Source organism: Ponticoccus litoralis (assembly GCF_039769985.1).
Lineage (GTDB): Bacteria > Pseudomonadota > Alphaproteobacteria > Rhodobacterales > Rhodobacteraceae > Ponticoccus > Ponticoccus litoralis.
The window spans coordinates 3,656,879-3,678,850 of record NZ_JBDNCH010000002.1; the positions used below are offsets into that span (position 1 = coordinate 3,656,879).

Below are 21,972 nucleotides of genomic sequence, written 5' to 3' on the forward strand. Positions count from 1 at the left end.
CAATAAATGACCGTGGTCACTTTAATACGGACAATGTTGACCATGGTCAATATTTGCATTAGTGAAAATTCCATGACGCGCGCCAGGCAAGCCAGAAGCATTCGAACCAGAGAGACGCTTTTAAGTTTGGCGCGGGAAAAGGCCTCTGCCGTCGGCTATGGCGCGCTGCGCGTCGAAGACATCGTCTCGGCGGCGGGAATGGCCAAGGGCACGTTCTTTTCTCATTTCAAAGACAAAGACGCCCTGATGGACATCCTGATCGCCGAGCGGCTGAACGCGCTGCTTGACGGGATGGAAACGGCCCCGAAATTCCAGAGCGTCGCGGACGTGGTGGCAGGCCTGATGCCCTATCTGGCCTTCATATCCAGCGAGCGCTATGTCTTCGACCTATACCTGCGCCTGTCAGGGGCGCTGAAGGTCGAGGAAATCGGCGAAATCGCGGAGTCGCTGGTCAGGCTGGATCGCATTCTCATCGAGAAGCTGGACAGAGAGCAGTTCAGGCAGGATGTTTCGCCCGAATTGTTGTCAGAGGGCATTCAGGCCTTCTGCATCAGCTCGATCGCCTTCAGCTTTTGTGCGCTTCACAGCAGCCAGAATGTTGAGAACAGGCTGGAAACGCAGCTGACGGCCTGGCTCTGCCCGGGCTGAGGCCGGATCGCTTGCTGCGCAAGGCCACGTGGACACCGTCAAATCAAAGGGGACGCGTCCAACGGGCCGCGACCCCTCGCCGCCCGGTCCCGGACTGCCGACACCGGCCCCGGGCCAAAAGCCGGACCAATCGGACCCCCACACATGAAAACGCCCGGGCCGAAGCCCGGGCGTTTATCCTTCATGCCAGTCCGATCAGACCAGCACCGCGCCCTTGCCGGCAATCGCGTTGGTCGCCTTGGCGTCGCCGAGCAGCATCTTGTTGTGCGGCTCGCCCGACGGGATCATCGGGAAGCAGTTCTCGTGCTTCTCGACGAGGCAATCCATGATCACCGGGCCGTCGTGCTCGATCATCTCCATCAGCGCGTCGTCCAGATCCGCCGGGTCCGAGCACTGGATGCCCTTGGCGCCAAAGGCCTCGGCCAGCTTGACGAAGTCGGGCAGCGCCTCGGACCAGCTTTGCGAGTAGCGCTCGCCGTGCAGAAGCTGCTGCCACTGGCGCACCATGCCCAGACGCTCGTTGTTGAGGATGAACTGCTTGACCGGCAGGCGGTACTGCACCGCCGTGCCCATCTCCTGCATGTTCATCAGCCACGAGGCCTCGCCCGCCACGTTGATCACCAGCGCCTCGGGGTGCGCCATCTGCACGCCGATGGAGGCCGGGAAGCCGTAGCCCATCGTCCCCAGACCGCCCGAGGTCATCCAGCGGTTCGGATCCTCGAAGCCCAGGTACTGCGCGGCCCACATCTGGTGCTGGCCGACCTCGGTGCAGATATAGCGGTCACGGCCCTTTGTCAGCGCCTCCAGCCGCGCCAGCGCGTGCTGCGGACGGATCGCGCCCTCGGACGGCTTGTACTTCAGGCAATCGACCTTCTGCCACTTCTCGATCTGGGTCCACCACTTGGCCAGCGCCTCGCGGTTAACCTTGCGACCGCGCGATTTCCACAGGTGCAGCACGTCTTCCAGCACATGGGCCACATCGCCGACGATGGGGAAATCGGTCTTAATCACCTTGTTGATCGACGAGGGGTCGATGTCGATATGGGCCTTCTTCGAGTTCGGGCTGAAGGCGTCGATGCGCCCCGTGATCCGGTCGTCGAAGCGCGCGCCCACGTTGATCATCAGGTCACAGCCGTGCATGGCGAGGTTGGCCTCGTAAAGCCCGTGCATCCCCAGCATGCCCAGCCAGGCCTTGCCGCTCGCCGGATAGGCGCCAAGCCCCATCAGCGTGGAGGTGATCGGAAAACCCGTCGCCTCGACCAGTTCGCGCAGCAGCTGGCTGGCCGCCGGGCCAGAGTTGATCACGCCGCCGCCGGTGTAGAAGACCGGCTTCTCGGCCACTTCCAGCGCCTCGACAAGCGCCTGGATCATCTCGGGGTCGCCCTTGACCTGCGGCATGTAATGCGAGGTCTTGGCCTTGGCTTTCTGGGTATACTGGCCGCTGGCGAACTGCACGTCCTTGGGGATGTCGATCAGCACCGGACCGGGACGGCCCGAGGTGGCGACGTGAAAGGCCTCGTGGATGGTGCCCGACAGCTTGTCGGTCTCTTTCACCAGCCAGTTGTGTTTCGTGCAGGGCCGCGTGATGCCGATGGTGTCCGCCTCCTGAAAGGCGTCAGAGCCGATCATGAAGGTCGGGACCTGCCCGGTCAGGACGACCAGCGGGATGGAATCCATCAGCGCATCGGTCAGGCCGGTGACGGCGTTCGTGGCGCCGGGGCCAGAGGTCACGAGGCAGACACCCGGCTTGCCGGTCGAGCGGGCATAGCCCTCGGCGGCGTGCACCGCGCCCTGTTCGTGACGGACGAGAACGTGCTTGATGTCGTTTTGCTGAAAAATCTCGTCGTAGATGGGTAGAACGGCGCCGCCGGGATAGCCGAATACCGTGTCCACACCCTGATCCTTCAGGGCCTGAACCACCATTTTCGCTCCGGTCATCTGACGTGTCATCGGTTCATCTCCATCTCCGACACTGCGTTTAGCGGGTATAAAAAAGCCCCCGTCCGGTCTGGCGGGGGCGCATGGGTCCTCATCTGGGAAACCGTTACCGGCCCATGCGCGCTTTCCCTACGATGACGACTAGCGTGATCACCTGTTCAGGCTCCTTTACTCCGCGTCGAGACATTATGACCGGGGTCCGGGCAGGTCAACCGGGCGCACCCGAAAAATCTGTCCCGCGCGGCGTTTTTTCTTTGCGATTATTGCGCGGTATTTTGCCGGCAGGTGCGCGCATGCGCGCCGACCTGTGCGCAGAGAGTCAATTGCAACAATGCGCTCATGTTTGTGAATTGCCAGAAAGGGTCAAATTTGTGATCCTGATGACACAGAAACAGGGTGATTTGCACCCAAAAGCAGGTGGGGCAAGGGACCCCGGGAGGGCCAGGGATGGCACGCAATCTATACTATCGGGATTTCACACTGTGCAAGGCGGCGGCTCTGGTCGCGCTGATCGGTCTGGCGGCGGCATTGGGCGGGGTGCCACACGCCTCTGACCTGGCCGACAACGAGCCGGACATCGAACATGAGGCGCGGGTGATGCCCGACACGCTTCTGACGCAGCTTGCCGCCTGTACAGAGGCCGCAAAGGTCAACGTCCGGCTGTAACAGGCTGACAGAGAAACAGTGCCGGGGCGCACGGGGAAACCCGGCGCCCTTTTGGTTTCCGCCGGATGTCCGTAACGACCGGATGCCCCGGTCGCAGCGCTGCGCCATCGCGGCCAGCCGGACGGCGCCCGCCCGAGAACCGGGGCCAGCCCGAAGGCGACCCCGAACCGGGTCACGGGTACGGGGCGCCCCTCAGTTGTCGTTGTCCACGACCAGCCGCAGATGCCCCCGGCGGGACGCGCAGGATTTGGTTTCCATCGCGGCTGGATGCCGGTGCCGGAAGGGCGCGCCCTCTTCCCGGAACGCGGGGGCGGGCTTTGCTGCGTCCGTCCCGACCGGCGCAGGCTCCGCCGCCCCCTGCCCCGTCACCGGCAGAACCTCGATCCCGGTGATCAGGAAGCGGCGCGGCGTGCGCCCGATCCGGCCATGGCTGATCAGCGCGCCCAGCCCCCGCGACAGGTCGCCGAAATCCGAGCGCAGCGGCAGCAGCACCATATCGGCCTCCATGTCGGGCTTGCCGAAGCCGCCCTCTGCCGTCAGCCTCAGGCGCACGATGGCCGGATCGTCGAAGAGATGCTGCACCGCCTGCCCAAAGCGGTCCCGGTCGGACGGGGCAATCAGCGAGGACAGCGGCATGCCGGCGATCTGCATGCCCATCAGGTCGTTCAGATGGGAACCGGCGACACGGACCTTGGCCATGGTCGGCGCGATGCGTTCCATCAGCAAGGCGTATTCCAGCGCGTCTTCCATGCCGCGCGGGTCGATCTGCGACCGCAGCGGCACCCGGTTCTCGGCGCTCAGGCCGTGCCAGTAGGCTTCGACCTGCCGCAGCGGGGCCAGCCGCCGCCGCTTTTCGCGCTCTGTCATCGAGACGATCCCGTGATCGCTTCCATGATCGTTTCCACCTTTGCCCAACACGATCCGCTCCTCTCGGGTGCGGGTAGGCGAGCCCCCTGCCACCACCCTGCTTAAACTTCGTTACGAAAGTATTACTACCAGATTTGCACCAAGTTTTCGCCTCATTTGTCCGGGCGAGGTTAACGCCCTCTTCATGGACTTGTCTTGTGGTTGCAGAGCCGCTAGGCCCAACCGCAACGAAGGAGACGAGATGCGGCAATCCATGACGGGCTTCGCCAGCCGGCAGGGTCAGGGCCTTGGCCTGACCTCGACCCGGGAGATGCGGGGCGTCAACGGCAAGGGGCTGGACCTGCGCCTGCGCCTGCCCGACTGGGTCGAAGGGCTGGAGCCGCAGGTGCGTGCGCTGGCGACGAAAGCCCCGGATCGCGGCAATGTGCAGATCGGGCTGAAGCTGGCCTCTGACGGGACCGAGGGCGCGCAGCGCCTGGATGCCGCGCAGCTGGAGGCTTTGCTGACCGCCATGCACGAGATCGAAGAGGCCGCCATGGCCCGGGGCCTGTCGCTGGCGCCCTCGACCTCTGCGGATATCGTCGCCTTGCGCGGGGTTCTGACCAGCGAAGCCGCCGAGGTCGACGTGGCCCGGATCCGCGCCCTGCTCTTGTCGGACTTCGAGGCGGCACTGGCGGAGTTCATCGCCGCCCGCCGCGCCGAGGGCGCCGCGCTGACCGCGATCCTGCAGGGCCAGTTCGACGAGATCGCGCGGCTGGTGGACGAGGCGGCAGAGGCCGCCGAGGCGCGCATGCCGCAGGCCCGCGAACGGCTGCGGACGCAACTGGCCCGCGTGATGGAGAACGCCGAGGGCGTCGACGAGGCGCGGCTGGCGCAGGAACTGGCGCTGATCGCCGTCAAGGCCGACGTGACCGAGGAAATCGACCGCCTGCGCGCCCATGTGACCCGCGCCCGCGCCCTGCTGGCCGAGGATGGCGCGGTGGGCCGCAAGCTGGATTTCCTCTGCCAGGAATTCAACCGCGAAGCCAATACGCTGTGCTCCAAGAGCGGCGATCCAACCTTGACCTCGACCGGGCTGGCGCTGAAGACGGTCATCGACCAGATGCGCGAGCAGGTCCAGAACGTGGAGTAAGCCCATGGCGTCGCGTCGCGGCCTTCTGATCATCCTGTCCTCGCCCTCGGGCGCGGGGAAATCCACGCTGGCCCGCCGCCTGCGGTCCCGGGATCCCTCGATCAACTTCTCCGTCTCGGCCACCACCCGCAAGCCGCGCCCCGGAGAGGTGGACGGCGAGGATTACCACTTCATGTCCGAAAGCGCCTTCAAGAAGGCGGTCAGCCGAGGGCGAGATGCTGGAACACGCGCATGTCTTCGGCAATTTCTACGGCTCGCCCAAGGGGCCGGTGCGCGATGCGATCATCGCCGGAAAGGACGTGCTGTTCGACATCGACTGGCAGGGTGCGCAGCAGATGACGAACTCTGAACTGGCGCTGCACACGCTGTCGATCTTCCTGCTGCCGCCCTCCATCGCCGAGCTGAAACGGCGGCTGGAGGCGCGGGCGCAGGACGACGCCGAGGTGATCGACCGGCGCATGCAGAAAAGCTGGGACGAGATCAGCCACTGGGGCTCCTACGATTTCGTGCTGGTGAACGAGGATCTGGACCGCACCGAAGAGCGGCTGAAAAGCATCGTCACCGCCGCCCGGCTGCGGCGGACGCAACAGCCCGGGCTGCTGGATCACGTCCGCAGCCTTCAGGCGGAATTCGAGGAGGAGACCAATGACCCTGTATGCTTTCGACGGCGTCTCGCCGCAGGTCGCCGCGGATGCCCGGGTGGCGCCCGGCAGCCATGTCATGGGACGCGTGGTGCTGGAGGCGGGCGCCTCGATCTGGTTCGGCGCGGTGCTGCGCGGCGACAACGAGGAAATCCGCGTCGGAGAGGGCACGAACCTTCAGGAAAACGTGGTCTGCCACACCGACATGGGGCATCCGCTGGTCATCGGCGCGGGCTGCACCATCGGCCACAAGGCCATGCTGCACGGCTGCACCATCGGCGAGAACTCTCTGATCGGCATGGGGGCCACGGTGCTGAACGGCGCCAAGATCGAGCGCAACTGCCTGATCGGCGCGGGCGCGCTGATCCCCGAGGGCCGCGAGATCCCCGACGGCTCGCTTGTCATGGGGATGCCGGGCAAGGTTGTCCGGCAGCTGGACGAGGCCGCCATCGAAGGACTGCGCCGGTCCGCCACATCGTACCGCGCGAAAGCCGCGCGCTTTGCCGAAAGCCTGACGGCGCTCTAGGCGCTGTCGGATCCCGGCGCCCTAAACCCCGGCGCCGGGCAGATGTCGCCCCGGCGCCCTGCAAGACGCGCGACAGGGATCGCTGCCCTGCCCTGCCTGCCTCAGCCCGCGCGCTTGACGAAGGGCAGGACGTTGCCACCCGGTGCCATATCGGCCGTGGTCCGCCGAACGCCCGAAAGATCATGTGCCAGATAGGGTGCGAAGCCCGCGTTCATGCGGCGCGGGTTCCGCGCAAGGCGGCAATCGTGCTCTTCGCGGATATCGAAGGCGATCAGGTCGCCCGCGTCGAGGCACTCGCCATCATGCGCTGTCTGGTTCGGCGCGGTATAGTAGGCCAGATTTCCGTGATCCTCGCACCAGATCACGGCCCTACGGTCGTGAGCATCCGCCCAGAGAACAACGCCCATCATTTGGTCCGACATTTTTCACCCGTTCCAAAAGGTTGTGCGATCAGGGTGAATGAAATCCCGATCGCTGTGTATGACTTTTTCCGCGCCGGCTTCTTGATTTTTGTGTCTCTGATGCGCAAAATTGGCGCCAGTACGCATCACCAGTGACGCCAAGCAGGATCAGCTTTTACCCAAACGCGGTACGAAAGGAGTGTATTGGCTGTGCAAGCCGGTGACTCCTCAACCAAAAGAGTACACGTCATGCCGGTGAACGCCACAGCTTCCCACAGCAGTAGCCCCAGCCCGGCGGATCTCCGCTCTGTGCTTGGTGCGAATTTGCGTCAGCTGTCCAAGCAGGCCGCGTCCATCTCGGCCCTGTGTCGGGACCTCGGCATCAACCGGACACAGTACAATCGCTACCTTTCGGGCGAGAGCTTTCCGCGCCCCGACGTGCTGCACCGCATCTGCACCTATTTCAGCGTCGACGCCCGCATCCTGCTGGAGCCGGTGGAGGAGGTGACCGCCAGCGGCGACAGCCTGCTGCTCCACCCCGCGGTCGTCGACTTCATGGGCGCGACCGCCGGTGTGGTGCCCGAAAAGGAGCTGCCCTCGGGGTTCTACCGCTTTTCACGGCGCAGCTTCTCGGACGAAACGCGCTACGTGCAAGGGCTGATCTTCGTCTACCGCGACAAGGACCACACCTTCCTGAAGGGGTTCGAGGCACGCGACGCCATGGCCCGGCAGGGCCTGCCCACCACCCCCGCCACACGAGAGTTCCGCGGCCCCGTACTGGCGCAGGAAGAGGGCGTTGCGGCACTGGTCAGCCGCAGGGGCGCAACCACGACCACCTTCAACTACCTCGCCCGGGTGCCCAGCTTCGAGAACAACTTCTGGGTCGGCTATGTCGCCCGCACGGTGCGCGAGAACGTCGCCGGGCGCCGGGTCGAACGGCTGGTCTACGAGTATCTCGGGCACGCCATGGCCGATGTCCTGCCGGTCGCCCGCGCCGCCGGGTTCTGCGCCGCCTCGGAACTGCTGCCCTACCACCGCACGCTGCTGAAGGTCGGCGAGCCCTTCGCCTGAAGGCCTCAGGCGGTCACGCCCGCAGGGGCGGGCGCCCTGCCATAGGCCAGCATGTCATAGACGTGCCATGTCGCGTGGCCGAACAGCGGCAGCGTCAGGAACAACCCCAGGAAACCCGGCAGCATCGACGCCAGCGTCACCACCGCGATGAAGGCGCCCCAGCCCAGCATGGTCACGGCATGCGCCTGCACATATTGGAACGAGGTCACCATCGCGGTGACGAAATCCACCTCGCGGTCCAGCAGCAGCGGCAGGGACAGCACCGTGATCATGTAGAGCAGCACGGAAAAGCCCGCGCCCACCGCCGTGCCGACCGCCAGCATCGTCAGCCCGTTGGCCGTCAGGTAGATCTCGAAGCTGCTGGAAACATTGGTCATCACCGACAGGCCCAGGAAAAGCGCAAAGATCATATGGGCAAGGAAGAACCAGAACAGGAAGACCACGATGATGATGGCGCTGATCGACGGAAGTTGCCGCTTTGACTGGCGCGCCACGACCGACAGGATCTGGCCCGGCTCCAGCGGGCGCCCCTGTTCCAGCCTGCGGCTGATGTCGTAGAAGCCCACGGCGGCGAAGGGCGCGAAAAGCGGAAAGCCGATGGCCGCGAAGACCAGCCAGTAGCTTTGCCCCGTTGCCCAGGTCACCAGCGTCATCAGCCAGCCCGCCGCGACGTAGAAGCCCGCGAACAAGACCGCGTAGCCCGGTGCCCGAAGCAGATCGCGCCAGCCACGGCGCAGGGCTTCGCGCAGAAGCGCGGGCGATACGGGTCCCGGGTCGGGCACTCCGGGTTTGGGCGTATCGGGCATCGAGCCTCATCCCTGCACGAGTTGTCATCACGTGGGGCAGTAAATGGCGGACAGGGTCATTGCGCAAGCCCGATGGCCGGCAGATTTTTGCCTTGCCCGGAAAGGCTGTGTTTCGGGCGCGGCAGGACTGTCCATGCCCCGGGACAAGTTGCCCCATGCAGCGCGGTCCGGAGGGCATAACCCAGCGTATCGGCGTCAAGGCACTGCTGGATCGCTCGAACGGCGCCGAGGCGCTGCGCGCGGCCTTTCTGGAGATCCGCTCTGGCGTGCCGGACCTGCCGGAGCAGCTCGCTCAGCCGCCCCGGCTTTTGCGTCCGGACATGCCGCGTGACAGCCTCGGCTGGCGGATGGGCGACGGCGATGACCGGATGGACGCTGACGGCGCAGGGGCAGCGGGCCCTCGGAAGGCGCTTCCCCGAGCGCGTGGATTGGGACGGGTTTTACGCGCCGCGCAACTGACGGCTGTGCCCCGCACCGCTGGCGGCTTCCGACGCACATGGGCCGCGGGCGCGGGCAAATTCCATCGATGGAATTTTCAAATCCTTTCCAAAGGATTTCCCCGCCCTGGCGCCGTCAGTCCTCGCTGCGGGCGTCGGCCCGGCTCTTGCCGGAGACCTGAAGCGCCAGTGTCGCTTCCATGAAGGGATCGAGGTTGCCGTCGAGCGTGCCCCGGGTGTCCGCCGTCTCGTAGCTGGTGCGCAGGTCCTTCACCATCTGGTAGGGCTGCAGCACGTAGGACCGGATCTGGTTGCCCCAGCCCGCGTCACCCTTGGCCTCGTGCAGGGCGTTCACCTCGGCGTTGCGGCGGTCCAGTTCCAGCTGGTACAGCCGCGATTTCAGCGCCTTCATGGCGATGTCGCGGTTCTGGTGCTGCGATTTCTCGGAACTCGTCACCACGATGCCGGTCGGGTGGTGGGTGATCCGCACCGCCGAGTCGGTTGTGTTGACGTGCTGACCGCCCGCGCCGGACGACCGGAAGGTGTCGATGCGGATGTCGGCGGGATTCACCTCGATCTCGATATTGTCGTCGATCACCGGATAGGCGCCCACGGCGGCGAAGAGAGGTCTCACGCGTACCCTTGCCGAAGGGCGAGATCCGCACCAGCCGGTGCGTGCCCGATTCCGACTTCAGCCAGCCATAGGCGTTCGGCCCCTTGATCTGGTAGGTTGCGGACTTGATGCCCGCCTCGGCGCCCGCCTGTTCTTCCTGAAGATCCACCTCGAAGCCGCGCTTCTCGGCCCAGCGGACATACATGCGCGCCAGCATCTGCGCCCAGTCGCAGGCCTCGGTGCCGCCGGCGCCGGCCTTGATTTCCGAGGAAGGCGTCGTTGCCGTCGCTTTCGCCGTCCAGCAGCGCCTCGAGCTCTTTCTTGGCGGCGACTTCCACCAGCGCCTTCAGCGCCGCCTCGGCCTCGGAAACGACTTCCTCGTCCTCTTCCATCTCGCCCAGTTCGATCAGCTCGACCTGATCCTCCAGCTCCTGCTTGAGGTTGCTGTAGGTCTCCATCGCCGAAACCAGCGCCTGCCGGTCCTTCGTCAGCTTCTGCGCATTGGCGGGATCGTCCCAGAGGTTGGGGTTCTCCATCCGCGCGTCGAATTCCTCCAGCCGGTGCTGCGCCGTCTCCCAGCCCAGCCGCTGCTTGAGCAGGTCCAGCGATTTCTGGATCTTCTCGACATTGTTCTGGGCTTCGGCGCGCATGGGAGGGTTCCTGTTCAGATGTCCTGAGTGCCGCGTGATACCAAGGCGCCAGCGGACGGGCAAGCGCAGAGCGCGCATGCAGGGCAGCCAGCGGATTGCGCAAGGGCGCGGACGGCCAAAGACCGGGGTCGGACCGGATGCGCGGAAGGTCAGCCTTCCCTTTGCAGACCGCCCTGCCCCGGCCCATCACGCAGGCCGTGGCGGCGCACACGGCGGGTCGATCCCAGCGCAGACTGCCACCGCCTCAGGACAGCGTCTTGTCCGGTCGCACCCGGTCGCGCCGCCCCGGGCCCACGCCCGGGGGCGGCCCCCATCCGTCTCAGTACAGACCGCCGGAGGACAGCGTGCCGAAGCCCGCCTTGGGCCCCACGATGGCCTTCTCGCCGGTCGAGGTGGTGACCTCGCGCGCCGCGCTGCCGCCCTCGGGGCGGATCAGGTCGAAGCTGCCGGAGATCGCGAAACCTCCGTCGAACTGGATGCCGAAGATCGGCTCTTCGCCGAAGCGGAAGCATTCGGACACCACGTTCGGCCCGGAGGCGCTGTCAGACAGCCGCGCACCGGAAAAGCGGTCGATCTTGATGAACTCGCATTCCGCCGGCACCTTGAAGGCGCCTCCGCCATATTCCGCGACAGCCTTCTGCATGAAGCGCTGGAACACCGGCCCGCAGAAACGCCCGCCCGAGGCCCCGCGGCCCAGCGGCCGGGGGTGTCGTAGCCGATGTAGCAGCCGGCGACGATGTTCGAGGTGAAGCCCGGGAACCACACGTCCTTCGAGATCGTTGGTGGTGCCGGTCTTGCCCGCCGTGGGCACCGACAGGTTGACCGCACTGCGCGCGGTGCCGCGTTCCACCACGCCCTGCATCATCGAGGTCAGCTGATAGGCGGTCACTGCGTTCATGATGCGCTCACGCTCGTTCACGATGCGCGGGCTGCGGCCCGGGGCGATGTTGGGATCGTCACAGTCGACGCAGACCCGCCGGTTTCCCTCGGCGGCGTCGTGGCTGTAGACCGTGGCGCCATAGCGGTCCTGCACCCGGTCCACCAGCGTCGGCTCGACCCGCTCGCCGCCATTGGCGAACATGGCGTAGGCGGCGACCATCTTGAACAGCGTCGTCTCGTCGGCGCCAAGCGCATTGGCAAGGTTGCGGCCCATGTTCTCGTAGACGCCGAACTTCTCGGCATAGCGGTCGACGGTGTCGATGCCGACCTCCTGGGCCAGGCGAATGGTCATCAGGTTCCGCGACTGCTCGATGCCGGTGCGCAGCGGCGTCGGCCCGTAAAAGCGGTGCGAGGCGTTCTTGGGCCGCCAGACACCCTGCGGCGTGTTGATCTCGATGGGGGCGTCGACGATGATCGTGGCCGGGGTATAGCCCGAGTCCAGCGCCGAGGCATAGACGAAGGGCTTGAAGCTGGACCCGGGCTGGCGCATCGCCTGCGTGGCGCGGTTGAAGACCGAGTGCTGGTAGCTGAAGCCGCCCTGCATGGCGATGACGCGGCCGGTGTGGACGTCCATCGCCATGAAGCCGCCCTGCACGCCCGGCACCTGCCGCAGCGACCAGCGGACGAAACCGCCGCTGCCGTCTTCGGTGATCTGGCGCACGTGGATCACGTCGCCCGCCTCGAAATTGTCGAACAGGCTGCCCGAGAACCAGTTGGTGTCCGACCGCGGCAGTTCCATCCCGCGCGGATCGTCCAGCGGCACGTCCTCGATGCCCAGAAGCAGGGAATTCTCGCGCACCTCGCGCACCACGGCCACATGCCGGGGATGCGGCAGGACGATGTCGCGCGCCACGCGCACATCCGCCAGCGCGGCGCGCCACGCGGCCTCTTCGCCCAGCGTCTCGACCGGGATGGTCTTGCCGGTACCGCGCCAGCGGCCAAGCCCGCGGTCGTAATCCTCCAGCGCGATGCGCAGCGACCGTGCCGCCTCTTCCTGCATGTCCGGGTCCAGCGTCGCCCGGACGGAGTAGCCGCCCGAGAAGAACTGGTCCTCGCCGAAATCGCGGCTCAGCTGGCGGCGGATCTCGTCGGTGAAATAGTCGCGCGGCGGCAGCGAGCGCTGGTAGGGCTCGTAATCGCCGTTCTGCACCGTGGCCAGCGGCAACGCGCGCTCGGCCTGGTAGGTGGCCTCGTCGATATAGCCGTTCTCGTACATCTCGCGCAGCACGAAGTTGCGCCGGTCGGTCACCCGCTCCTTGTTGCGCACCGGGTGAAAGGACGAGGGCGCCTTGGGCAGGGCGGCAAGAAAGGCCGCCTCGTGCGGGGCAAGCTGGCCCAGCGACTTGTTGAAATAGACCTGCGCGGCGGCGGTGACGCCATAGGCGTTCTGCCCGAGGAAGATCTCGTTCAGATACAGCTCGAGGATCTTCTCCTTCGACAGCGCCTCTTCGACGCGGGAGGCCAGGATGATCTCCTTGATCTTGCGCTCGGCCCGCCGGTCGCCGGAGAGCAGGAAGTTCTTCATCACCTGCTGTGTGATCGTCGAGGCGCCGCGCACATCGCGCCCGCGCGACTGCACCGCCTGCACGCCGGCGGCGACGATCCCGCGAATGTCATAGCCACTGGTGGTTGTAGAAGTTCTTGTCCTCGGCCGAGATGAAGGCGTGCTTGACCATGTCGGGGATCTGCGCCGCCGGGGTGAACAGCCGCCGCTCCTGCGCGAATTCGTCGATCACCCGTCCCTCGCCGTTGAAGATCCGGCTGATCGTCGGCGGCGTGTATTGCGCAAGATGCTCGTGGCTGGGCAGGTCGCGCCCGTACATCCAGAACACCGCGCCGACGGTCAGCGCCACCATCATGGCGCCCATGGTCACGACCGCGAAGATCGCCCCGAAGAAAGAAAAGATGAATCGCGTCACGCGTGAACCCCCGGAAATCCCGTTGTCGCCTGCATATATCCAGCCTCGCCCGCCGTCAAAACACGATCACGCAAGAGACCGCCGACCCCGCTGCGCCCGCCGCGAGGCAGGGCACCGACCACCCGACCGGGCTGCCGCGCCCCATGTTTCTTCTTGGTCCAAATACCTCCGGGGGAGCGCAGCGGGGGCAGAGCCCCCTCCCCGCCCGGCCCCGGGTGACACCGCTTCGGCCCGCGCGCGCCGCCCGGGCCCGGCGGCATCCCGATCCGAAACGCCCCTATTGCCGCCGCAACCGCGCCAGCGCCGCGTCTTCCAGTTCCCAGGCGGCGATGCCGTCGCGGATACCCGCGGCCATGCCCGCACGCCAGGCCGGATCCTGCAGGTTCTTCAGGTCGCGCGCCGTCGACAGAAACCCCAGTTCGATCAGCACCGAGGGGATGTCGGCGCTTTTCAGCACCGAAAAGCCCGCCTGGCGCATCGGGTCCTTGTGGACATGCCCCAGCGCAGTGCGGATGCCATCCACCAGATGCTCTGCCAGGGCCTGCGAACGGGGGGTATTGTCGACCCGCGCCAGATCCAGCAGCACCTGCGCCACCCGGTCGTCAGAGCCCGAGAGGTCCAGCCCGCCCAGCAGGTCGTCGCGGTTGTGGCGCTCGGCAAGGGCGGCAGAGGCCGCGTCCGAGGCCTCTTCGGCAAGGGTATAGACCGCCGCGCCATGCGCCGCACCCTCGGCCAGCGCATCGGCGTGCAGCGATATGAACAGGTCGGCGCCCGCGTCATGGGCCCGGGCCACCCGGGCCTCCAGCGAGACAAAGACATCCTCGGTCCGGGTCAGCGCCACCCGGTAGTTCCCGGCCCGCAAAAGCACCTCGCGCAATTCCTGCGCGAAGGTCAGCATCAGGTCGGCCTCGTTGACGCCGTCGCGCTCTGCGCCGGGGTCGATGCCGCCATGTCCCGGGTCCAGCACGATGACAACCGGGTCGCCGGGCTGCCGGGGCGCCGTGCGGCGCGCGGTCGGGCTGCGCCCCTCCCAGGCCGGGTCCGCGGTCGCCCCGGCGGCCTCGGCAAAGGCCTCCTCGCTGGTCGGAGACAGCGCCAGGCGCAGTTCCGCCCGCCCGCTGTCCCGGTCGACCCGCATCGAGGCGCTGCTGATCGCCAGCGGCTCCGCAAGATCCACCACCATCCGCGACCAGCCCGACTGGAAGGGCCCCATGCGCAGCGCCTCGACGCTGTCGCTTTGGGCCATCTCTTCCGGGTCTGCGCCGGTCCAGTCGACCTCGCGGAAATCCAGCACCAGACGCCGCGGTTCGTCGAGGGTGAACAGCCGCCAGGGCACGCCCCGGCTGAGGTCCAGGTCCACGGCGACCCCGCCCCTGATGTCGCTGACCTGCCCGGCCTCGAACCGGGCAAGGCCGGACACGGGCTGCGCCACGGCCTGCGCGGCCCAGAGGCCAAGCGCCAAAAGGTAAAGGAATGCTCTGCTCATCCGCCCCGGTTCCCGGTGATTTGGCCCCGACGATACCACCCCGCCCGGGCCAATGCACGCATCAACCAGGGCGCCGGGTCAGGCCTTGCCCGGGCCGCGCCGCGCCATGAAATCCGAAAGCCGCACCAAGCCCTCTTCGATTTCCGCCGTGCCACTGGGCGTAGGAAAACCGCAGCGTTCGGGCGCCGCGTTCCGGGTCGAAGTCCAGCCCCGGCGTCACCGCCACCCCGGCCTCGTTCAGGATCTCGCTGGCCAGCGCGCGGCTGTCGTCGGTCAGCTCGCTGACATCGGCATAGACGTAGAAGGCGCCGTCGGGCGGCGCGATCCGGTCGAAGCCCGCGGCGGGCAGGCCCTCGATCATGCGCTTGCGGTTGGCGGCATAGACGGCGCGATTGGCCTCGAGCTCTTCGATGGAGTCGAGCGCGCCGAGCGCCGCGACCTGGCTGACATGGGGCGCGCAGATGAACATGTTCTGCGCCAGCCGCTCGACATGGCGCACCCGGTCCTCGGGCACCACCATCCATCCGATGCGCCAGCCGGTCATCGAGAAGTATTTCGAGAACGAGTTGATCACGCAGACCTCGTCCGAGATTTCCAGCGCCGAGACGGCTTTGCGCTCGTATTCGATGCCGTGGTAGATCTCGTCCGAGAAGAAGCAGGCGCCGCGCCCCTGCGCGTCGGCGATCAGCGCGGCCAGCGCATCGCGATCCAGCATGGTGCCGGTGGGATTGCCCGGCGAGGCCACCAGAAGCCCCTGATAGTCCACCCCGGCAAGATCGCCCGGCACCAGTTGCAGGCGGTTCTCGTCGGCGGCGGGGATTTCCACCGCCTCGATGTCCAGCGCCCGCAGGATCTGCCGGTAGGACGGGTAACCCGGCGTGCCAAGCGCCATGCGGTCGCCCGCGTCCAGAAAGGCCGTGAAGGCCAGCAGGAAGGCCCCGCTGGAACCATTGGTCACCACCACCCGCCCGGGATCGAGGTCCACGCCGTACCAGTCGCCGTAAAGTGCCGCGATCCTCTGCCGCAGGGCCGGAAGCCCCAGCGAGACCGTGTAGCCTAGCGCGCCCTGCGCCATGGCCTCCGCCACGCGGGCGCGGGCGCCTGCGGGTGCCGGGGTGCCGGGCTGGCCGACCTCCATGTGGACGATGGACCGCCCCGCCTCTTCGAGGCGGCGGGCCTCTTCCATGACATCCATCACGATGAAGGGATCGACCGAACCGCGTCTTGAATTCCGCATGCCTGCCTCTCTACTGTGCGCCGGAATACCGTCCGCCTATCCGCGACAGGAGCCCCGCGTCAATGTCTCTCCTTCGGCTGTTGCCCCTCGTGGTGCTGCTTGTGCTGTCCACCCTGCCCGCGCGCGCCGCCGCGGTTCTTCTGCGCGATGCCGACATGGAACGCGCGCTTCAGCAGATTGCCGCGCCGATCCTCTCGGCGGCGGGGCTGGGGTCGTCGGGGGTGAAGATCATGGTGATCGACAACGGCAGCCTGAACGCCTTCGTGACCGACCCGCGGCACATCTTCCTGCATTCGGGCCTGATCATGCGGCTGGGCAGCGCGCGCGAGCTTCAGGCGGTGATCGCCCACGAGGCGGCGCATATCGCCAATGGCCATATCACCCGGCGCATGTCGAACGTCCGCAACGCCAGTACCGCCGCGGGCCTCGGCATGCTGCTGTCGGTGGCCGCCGCCGCCGCCGGATCGACCGATGCGGCCGCCGGGATCGCCATCGGCTCGAACAGCGCCGCCATGCGGCGGCTGTTCAGCCACACCCGGGCCGAGGAAGCCGCCGCCGATGCGGCCTCGGTACGCTACATGCTGCGGGCCGGGGCCGATCCCGTCGGCGCGAAGGAAGTGCTGGACCTCTTTCGCGGGCAGGAGGCGCTGAGCCTCGGTCGGCAGGACCCCTACATGCGGACGCACCCGCTGACCCGCGACCGGCTGCGCGCCGTCGAGGGGATGATTGCGGGCCATACCGGCATCCCCGAGGACGCCACGGCGAACTACTGGTTCCAGCGCGCCAGCGGCAAGCTCTCGGCCTTCAAACGGGCGCCGGACTGGACCCTGCGGCGGCTCGACGCCTCGGGCAGCCGCGACATCGCGCTGATGCGCGAGGCCGTCGCCTGGCACCGGCAGTCGAACCTGTCCAAGGCGCTGCGGGCCATCGACGGGGCGCTGGCGATCCGCCCGGGCGATGCCTATTTCCTGGACCTCAAGGGCCAGATCCTGCTGGAATCGCGGCAGTTCGGCGCCGCCGTGCAGGTCTATCAGGCCGCCGCCGCACGCGCCCCGCGCGAGCCGCTGATCCTCGGCGGGCTGGGCCGCGCCCATCTTGCCGCCGGCAACCCCAAGGGCGCCCTGCAGGCGCTGGAACAGGCCCGCGCGCGCGACTTTCGCGACGCCCGCATCCTGCGCGACCTCGCGGTCGCCTATGCGCAGACCGGCCAGCTGGCCATGGCCTCTGTCGTGACGGCAGAGCGCTACGCCCTGATGGGCCGCATGAAGGATGCCGAACTGCACGCCAAGCGCGCGCTTGGCGCCCTGCCGCGCGGCTCGTCAGCCTGGCAGCGCGCCGACGATGTGCTGATCGCCGCCAAACGCGCGAAATGATCCGCGGCCCGGCCATTTCGATCGCGCCGCCAACCCTGTAGACTGACCTTCAACCATTCGGAGTCCCCCATGTTCACACGCCCTTCCCTGACCGCCACCGCCACGGCGCTGAGCCTTCTCGCCGCGCCCGCCTTCGCGCAGGACAGCTTTGACTTCGACGCCATGACCGAAGACCAGCGCGCCGCCTTCGGCGCCCAGGTCCGCGCCTACCTGATGGAGAACCCGCAGGTGATCATGGATGCGGTCGCCGCGCTGGAACAACAGCAGGCCGCCCAGCAGGCCGCCGCCGACGACTCGCTGGTCTCGGACAATCTCGACCGGCTGCTGAATGACGGCTATTCCCGGGTGGGCGGCAACCCCGAGGGCGACGTGACGGTGGTCGAGTTCATGGACTACCGCTGCGGCTACTGCCGCAAGGCCCAGCCCGAGGTCGACGAGCTGATCGCGGCAGACGGCAACATCCGCCTGATCGTGAAGGAATTCCCGATCCTCGGAGAGGCCTCGGTGCTCTCGTCCAAATTCGCCATCGCCACGCAGATCGTCGCCGGCGACGAGGCCTACAAGGCGGTGCACGACGCGCTGATCGCGCTGGAAGGCGCGCCGGGAGAGCCCCAGCTGAGCCGCATGGCGACAACGCTCGGGCTGGATTTCGACGCCATCGCCGCCGAGATGGACAGCGACGAGGTCCAGCGCCGCATCGCCGAGACCCGCGAACTGGCGATCGACATGCAGATCAACGGCACACCCAGCTTCGTCTTCGGTGACCAGATGGTGCGGGGCTACGTGCCGCTTCAGGGCATGCAACAGATCGTTGCGCAGCTGCGCGCGGAATGATCCTGCGCCTGACACTCATGCTGGCGGCCCTTGCGGGGGCCGCCTCGGCGCAGGACAGCCTGCGCGAGCGCATCGACGCCCTGCGCGCCGCCGAGGTGCCGGTGGTGACCGGCGACCTCTATGCCGAGGACCGCGAGCGCGACCTCGACCGGATCGCGGCGCACGCGGGCGCGCTGTTTCCGCAGGCGGAACGGATCGCGCTTTTCGTCGGTCCCGAATGTGCGGACTGCGCCACGGCCCGGACAGAGCTGGAGGCCCCGGGCCATCCGGTTGCCCTGCACGACACCGGCGCCCCGGCCTCTGCGGCGCTGCACGAGGCCCTGGCCCTGGAGGATCTGCCCGCCTACGTCATGTCGGACCGGCTGATCCGGGGCCACATGCCCGCCTTCGTGCTGGAACGCTACCTGTCCGAGTGAGACAAAGCCGCCTGGAAGCGGCGTTCAACGCTCTTCGAAGAGCGTTTCGGAAGGCCCTTCGAAGGGCCTTCCCCTACTCCGCCGCCTGCGCCGCCTCGCGGGCGTCGATCTCGGCGGCCTTCTTCTCGACCTCTTCGACGATATGCTCGATCATCTGGTCGTTGGTCATCTTGTGGCTGGCCTTGCCCGCCAGATAGACCATGCCCGCCCCATTGCCGCCACCGGTGAAGCCCACGTCGGTCATCAGCGCCTCGCCGGGGCCATTCACCACGCAGCCGATGATCGACAGCGACATCGGCGTCTTGATATGTTCCAGCCGCTGTTCCAGCGCCTCGACGGTCTTGATGACGTCGAACCCCTGCCGCGCGCAGCTGGGGCAAGAGATGATATTGACCCCGCGATGGCGCAGGCCCAGCGACTTCAGGATCTCGTAGCCGACCTTCACCTCTTCGACCGGATCGGTCGACAGCGAGACGCGGATCGTGTCGCCGATGCCCATCCACAGCAGGTTGCCCAGGCCGATGGCGCTTTTGATCGTGCCAGAGGTCAGCCCGCCCGCCTCGGTGATGCCAAGGTGGATGGGCTTGTCCGTCGCCTCTGCGATGCCCTGGTAGGCGGCGGCGGCAAGGAAGACGTCCGAGGCCTTCACCGAGATCTTGAACTCGTGAAAATCGTTGTCCTCGAGGATCCTGATGTGATCCATGCCGCTTTCGACCATGGCATCGGGGCACGGCTCGCCGTATTTCTCCAGCAGGTGCTTTTCCAGCGAACCGGCGTTGACGCCGATGCGCATGGAACAACCGTGATCGCGCGCCGCCTTGATGACCTCGCGCACCCGCTCCTGGCTGCCGATATTGCCCGGGTTGATGCGCAGGCAGGCGGCGCCGGCCTCGGCGGCCTCGATCCCGCGCTTGTAGTGGAAATGGATGTCCGCGACGATCGGCACCGGGCTTTCCCGCACGATCTCTTTCAGCGCCCCGGACGAGATCCTGATCGGGCACCGAGATCCGCACGATATCGGCCCCGGCCTCCGCCGCCGCCTGCACCTGCGCGATGGTGCCCGGAATGTCGGTGGTGACGGTATTCGTCATGGTCTGCACCGAAATCGGCGCGTCGCCGCCCACCGGGACAGAGCCCACCATGATCTGGCGCGACTTGCGGCGGTAGATATTGCGCCAGGGGCGGACGGGATTGAGGCTCATGACGGTTCGTCCTCTCGGTCGGAATGGGCTGCGCCCGTTGCGGCATAGGTAGCGGCCCCGCCCATGCGCTTCAAGCGCGGCGCGGGGTCACGGGGTTGCTGTCACGAAGGTGTCACACGCCAGATGTGTCGGGGTTGCCCCGAACAGAGGCCCCGCGCATCAGCGCGGCGGCAGTTGCGACTGCAGGTTCAGCTCTGCCACGACCCTGGCCAGGGTCTGGTTCTGGTTCAGGTCGGCGAGCTGCAGGCGCTGCGTGATGTCCGAGGAGGCCAGTTGCAGATCACGCCCGAACTGACCGCTTTCGCCATAGGGTCCGTAGGTCTGGCCGTTCATCGCGAAATAGACCCCGCCCGCGTTGCCCGAGAAGATCCGGGCCGCTTCGGCGGTCTGCGGCACCTTGTAGGTGTCGCCGGGCTGCATTTCGGCGGCGAAGATCTTTTGCCCCGACGGCAGCGAGACCTCGACCCATGTGGCGGCGGTGGCGACGACGGTGATGCCCGGCGCCGGTGTGGCGGTGACCTGCGGCACCTGACGTTCGGGCTGTGCCTCTGCCACCTGTGCAGGGACGTCGCGACGGGCGTCGGCCTGTTGCACCGGGGCATCGGGCCGCGGTGCGGCCTGCCGGCCCGGGGTGCCCATGACCTGCGGCAGCGGGTTGACCGGACGCTGTGCCGCCGCGATGGCAGCGGTCGGCGCGGGCTCTGGCTGGGAAACCGGGATCACCGGTTCCGCCGGCGCGTATTGCGCGAAATGCTGCGGACGCAGCGCGGGCGACGGCTCTGACGGGGACTTGATCCGCAGCACCGGTTCGGGCGCGGGCCGGGCGGCGGCAACGGCGGTCGGCGCCTGAAGATCAAGGGCAACCAGTGCCGACATCAGATCGTCGTCGGCGCCGGGCCTTGCTGGCCGGTAGCGTTGCGTCAGGTCGGCGGCGGCCAGCGAGATGCCCGAGGTCACGGTGCCCCGGCTACCGGACGGGCCGTAGGTGGTGCCGTTTACGGTGAAATAGACGGCGCCGGATTCCCCCACCCGGATCTCGGGTGCGCGGGCGTCGCGCGGCACGGCAAAGCTGTCGCCCGCATTCATGACGCGGGAATACAGGACCCGACCGCCTTCGTCCTTGATCTGCACCCAGGCCGGGCGCGCGGCCACGACCATGACACCCTGCGCCCCTGCCAGCGGACCGGCCGCCCCGGCCCCCGGCGCGCCCCCCGCCACCAGCGACTCGGCCAGAGCAGCAGCGCCGACGGTGCTGTCCTGAACCCGCGGCAGACCGGCGGCAGAGCCGCCGAAGACACCCACGCCTTCGGGATCCAGCGTCGAGATCGGCGCATCGCGGGCCACCAGAACCGGCACGTCCAGCGCCTGCGGGCGATAGAGCCGGTCGAAGGCCTCTGTCGTGGGCGGCGTGAAGACACCGGCCATGGCGTCTTCGGTTGTGCGCGCGGCGGAAGGCGAGATCGCCGCATCCAGCGGGTCCAGCTCGCTCAGGACCACGGGGGTCTGGTCCACCGGGGCCAGCTGCACGCGCTGGACCTCTTGCAGCACCGCGTAGCCGCCGTAGCCGATCCCGGCGATCAGTCCGATCAGCACCAGCGAAGAGCCGATGGCACGCGGTTCGATATTCGCAAGAAACCCGTCCGAAGCCGGGGCGAAGGGCATGAGCGGTTCGCTCAGCGGATTGCGCGCCCGGCCCCCGCGCTCTGTCACATCGGCGGCATCGGCCTTGCGGATGGTCGAGGCCTTCTGCGACATGCCATGCGCAACGGCAAAGCCGCTTTCGGCGCAGAAATGCGCAAAGGCTTCGTCCGGGTCCATGCCCAGATAGCGCGCGTAAGAGCGGACGTAACCGGCAATGAAACCGGGAGTATCGAAGACGGAGGGGTCGCAGTTCTCGATGGCGGCGATGTAGCTGGCCTTGATCCGAAGCTCTCTCTGGACGTCCAGCAGAGACTTGCCCAGCGTCGCCCGCTCGCCGCGCATGACATCGCCCAGACGCATCGTGTAGTCGTCAAAGCTTTGCTGTGACGTGTCCTCCGGATCGGTGCGTTTTTGGGTCATGCGCCCAATCATGCGAGACTGCCCCATCTTCCCCAACTTCCGTGACTGCCCGTGTTCTTGTCCACGGACAGCGACTCGCGTAGCCCGCTTATTACGACAAGCTTACCAC

The 21,972-nt window shown here is 67.1% G+C and carries 15 protein-coding genes and 5 pseudogenes; 10 read left to right on the plus strand and 10 right to left on the minus strand.

What is annotated here, in order from left to right:
• Window positions 1-6 precede the first annotated feature (6 nt).
• Window positions 7-648, plus strand: a complete 642-nt coding sequence (locus tag ABFB10_RS19140; RefSeq protein WP_347167711.1) for a TetR/AcrR family transcriptional regulator — start codon at window positions 7-9, stop codon at window positions 646-648.
• Window positions 649-843: 195 nt separating this feature from the next.
• Here the strand turns inward: ABFB10_RS19140 and ABFB10_RS19145 are convergent, their stop codons facing one another.
• Complete coding sequence (locus tag ABFB10_RS19145) at window positions 844-2,598, minus strand: acetolactate synthase 3 large subunit (RefSeq protein WP_347167712.1); 1,755 nt, start codon at window positions 2,596-2,598, stop codon at window positions 844-846.
• Between the two features lie 435 nt (window positions 2,599-3,033).
• Here ABFB10_RS19145 and ABFB10_RS19150 point away from each other — a divergent pair, with 435 nt between their 5' ends.
• On the plus strand, window positions 3,034-3,252 hold the full coding sequence (locus ABFB10_RS19150; RefSeq protein ID WP_347167713.1) for a hypothetical protein: 219 nt from the start codon (window positions 3,034-3,036) through the stop codon (window positions 3,250-3,252).
• A gap of 192 nt (window positions 3,253-3,444) precedes the next feature.
• Here ABFB10_RS19150 and ABFB10_RS19155 read toward each other — a convergent pair whose 3' ends face one another.
• The gene (locus ABFB10_RS19155; protein WP_347167714.1) at window positions 3,445-4,170 is read right to left on the minus strand and encodes a PAS domain-containing protein; all 726 of its coding nucleotides are present in this window, start codon (window positions 4,168-4,170) and stop codon (window positions 3,445-3,447) included.
• 190 nt (window positions 4,171-4,360) lie between these two features.
• Here ABFB10_RS19155 and ABFB10_RS19160 point away from each other — a divergent pair, with 190 nt between their 5' ends.
• The 3 genes and pseudogenes from ABFB10_RS19160 to ABFB10_RS19170 all read left to right on the plus strand — a co-directional run bounded on the left by ABFB10_RS19160 (window position 4,361) and on the right by ABFB10_RS19170 (window position 6,418).
• The gene (locus tag ABFB10_RS19160; protein ID WP_347167715.1) at window positions 4,361-5,251 is read left to right on the plus strand and encodes a YicC/YloC family endoribonuclease; all 891 of its coding nucleotides are present in this window, start codon (window positions 4,361-4,363) and stop codon (window positions 5,249-5,251) included.
• A 4-nt stretch (window positions 5,252-5,255) separates the two neighbouring features.
• Window positions 5,256-5,889 (plus strand): annotated as a pseudogene (gmk, locus tag ABFB10_RS19165) (guanylate kinase); the annotation flags it as partial.
• Between the two features lie 7 nt (window positions 5,890-5,896).
• Entirely contained in the window at window positions 5,897-6,418 is a 522-nt protein-coding gene (locus ABFB10_RS19170; RefSeq protein WP_347167716.1) for a gamma carbonic anhydrase family protein, read from the plus strand.
• Between the two features lie 101 nt (window positions 6,419-6,519).
• Here ABFB10_RS19170 and ABFB10_RS19175 read toward each other — a convergent pair whose 3' ends face one another.
• Window positions 6,520-6,828, minus strand: coding sequence for a hypothetical protein (locus ABFB10_RS19175; RefSeq protein WP_347167717.1), 309 nt, complete (start codon window positions 6,826-6,828; stop codon window positions 6,520-6,522).
• A 300-nt stretch (window positions 6,829-7,128) separates the two neighbouring features.
• Between ABFB10_RS19175 and ABFB10_RS19180 the strand changes: the two genes are divergently transcribed.
• Window positions 7,129-7,890, plus strand: a complete 762-nt coding sequence (locus tag ABFB10_RS19180; RefSeq protein WP_347167718.1) for a helix-turn-helix domain-containing protein — start codon at window positions 7,129-7,131, stop codon at window positions 7,888-7,890.
• Window positions 7,891-7,895: 5 nt separating this feature from the next.
• Here the strand turns inward: ABFB10_RS19180 and ABFB10_RS19185 are convergent, their stop codons facing one another.
• Window positions 7,896-8,696, minus strand: a complete 801-nt coding sequence (locus tag ABFB10_RS19185) for a DUF2189 domain-containing protein (protein ID WP_347167719.1) — start codon at window positions 8,694-8,696, stop codon at window positions 7,896-7,898.
• 327 nt (window positions 8,697-9,023) lie between these two features.
• On the opposite strand from ABFB10_RS19185, the gene ABFB10_RS19190 reads away from it, so the two are divergent.
• Complete coding sequence (locus ABFB10_RS19190) at window positions 9,024-9,155, plus strand: hypothetical protein (protein ID WP_347167720.1); 132 nt, start codon at window positions 9,024-9,026, stop codon at window positions 9,153-9,155.
• A gap of 114 nt (window positions 9,156-9,269) precedes the next feature.
• Here ABFB10_RS19190 and prfB read toward each other — a convergent pair.
• The 4 genes and pseudogenes from prfB to ABFB10_RS19210 all read right to left on the minus strand — a co-directional run bounded on the left by prfB (window position 9,270) and on the right by ABFB10_RS19210 (window position 15,977).
• Window positions 9,270-10,396 (minus strand): annotated as a pseudogene (prfB, locus tag ABFB10_RS19195) (peptide chain release factor 2).
• Window positions 10,397-10,715: 319 nt separating this feature from the next.
• Window positions 10,716-13,254 (minus strand): annotated as a pseudogene (locus ABFB10_RS19200) (penicillin-binding protein 1A).
• Between the two features lie 277 nt (window positions 13,255-13,531).
• A complete protein-coding gene (locus tag ABFB10_RS19205) occupies window positions 13,532-14,740 on the minus strand; it encodes an N-acetylmuramoyl-L-alanine amidase (RefSeq protein ID WP_347167721.1) in 1,209 nt (402 codons plus the stop codon).
• A gap of 78 nt (window positions 14,741-14,818) precedes the next feature.
• Window positions 14,819-15,977: pseudogene (locus ABFB10_RS19210) on the minus strand (pyridoxal phosphate-dependent aminotransferase).
• 62 nt (window positions 15,978-16,039) lie between these two features.
• Between ABFB10_RS19210 and ABFB10_RS19215 the strand changes: the two are divergent.
• The 3 genes from ABFB10_RS19215 to ABFB10_RS19225 all read left to right on the plus strand — a co-directional run bounded on the left by ABFB10_RS19215 (window position 16,040) and on the right by ABFB10_RS19225 (window position 18,600).
• Window positions 16,040-17,350, plus strand: a complete 1,311-nt coding sequence (locus ABFB10_RS19215) for a M48 family metalloprotease (protein ID WP_347167722.1) — start codon at window positions 16,040-16,042, stop codon at window positions 17,348-17,350.
• 69 nt (window positions 17,351-17,419) lie between these two features.
• Window positions 17,420-18,184: a DsbA family protein gene (locus ABFB10_RS19220; RefSeq protein ID WP_347167723.1), complete on the plus strand. Its 765-nt coding sequence runs from the start codon at window positions 17,420-17,422 to the stop codon at window positions 18,182-18,184.
• Window positions 18,181-18,600, plus strand: a complete 420-nt coding sequence (locus tag ABFB10_RS19225) for a disulfide bond formation protein DsbA (RefSeq protein ID WP_347167724.1) — start codon at window positions 18,181-18,183, stop codon at window positions 18,598-18,600. Before ABFB10_RS19220 ends, ABFB10_RS19225 begins: the two co-directional genes overlap by 4 nt.
• 73 nt (window positions 18,601-18,673) lie before the next feature.
• Here the strand turns inward: ABFB10_RS19225 and ispG are convergent.
• Window positions 18,674-19,802 (minus strand): annotated as a pseudogene (ispG, locus tag ABFB10_RS19230) (flavodoxin-dependent (E)-4-hydroxy-3-methylbut-2-enyl-diphosphate synthase).
• A gap of 159 nt (window positions 19,803-19,961) precedes the next feature.
• Window positions 19,962-21,863: a helix-turn-helix domain-containing protein gene (locus ABFB10_RS19235; RefSeq protein ID WP_347167725.1), complete on the minus strand. Its 1,902-nt coding sequence runs from the start codon at window positions 21,861-21,863 to the stop codon at window positions 19,962-19,964.
• Between the last annotated feature and the right edge of the window lie 109 nt (window positions 21,864-21,972).

What these genes read in the sequence shown, in the direction of transcription:
- ABFB10_RS19140 (WP_347167711.1), top strand. Translation starts at nt 7, where the DNA reads ATGACCGTGGTCACTTTAATACGGACAATGTTGACCATGGTCAATATT.
- ABFB10_RS19145 (WP_347167712.1), bottom strand. Translation starts at nt 2,598, where the DNA reads ATGACACGTCAGATGACCGGAGCGAAAATGGTGGTTCAGGCCCTGAAG.
- ABFB10_RS19150 (WP_347167713.1), top strand. Translation starts at nt 3,034, where the DNA reads ATGGCACGCAATCTATACTATCGGGATTTCACACTGTGCAAGGCGGCG.
- ABFB10_RS19160 (WP_347167715.1), top strand. Translation starts at nt 4,361, where the DNA reads ATGCGGCAATCCATGACGGGCTTCGCCAGCCGGCAGGGTCAGGGCCTT.
- ABFB10_RS19170 (WP_347167716.1), top strand. Translation starts at nt 5,897, where the DNA reads ATGACCCTGTATGCTTTCGACGGCGTCTCGCCGCAGGTCGCCGCGGAT.
- ABFB10_RS19175 (WP_347167717.1), bottom strand. Translation starts at nt 6,828, where the DNA reads ATGATGGGCGTTGTTCTCTGGGCGGATGCTCACGACCGTAGGGCCGTG.
- ABFB10_RS19185 (WP_347167719.1), bottom strand. Translation starts at nt 8,696, where the DNA reads ATGCCCGATACGCCCAAACCCGGAGTGCCCGACCCGGGACCCGTATCG.
- ABFB10_RS19205 (WP_347167721.1), bottom strand. Translation starts at nt 14,740, where the DNA reads ATGAGCAGAGCATTCCTTTACCTTTTGGCGCTTGGCCTCTGGGCCGCG.
- ABFB10_RS19215 (WP_347167722.1), top strand. Translation starts at nt 16,040, where the DNA reads ATGTCTCTCCTTCGGCTGTTGCCCCTCGTGGTGCTGCTTGTGCTGTCC.
- ABFB10_RS19220 (WP_347167723.1), top strand. Translation starts at nt 17,420, where the DNA reads ATGTTCACACGCCCTTCCCTGACCGCCACCGCCACGGCGCTGAGCCTT.
- ABFB10_RS19225 (WP_347167724.1), top strand. Translation starts at nt 18,181, where the DNA reads ATGATCCTGCGCCTGACACTCATGCTGGCGGCCCTTGCGGGGGCCGCC.
- ABFB10_RS19235 (WP_347167725.1), bottom strand. Translation starts at nt 21,863, where the DNA reads ATGACCCAAAAACGCACCGATCCGGAGGACACGTCACAGCAAAGCTTT.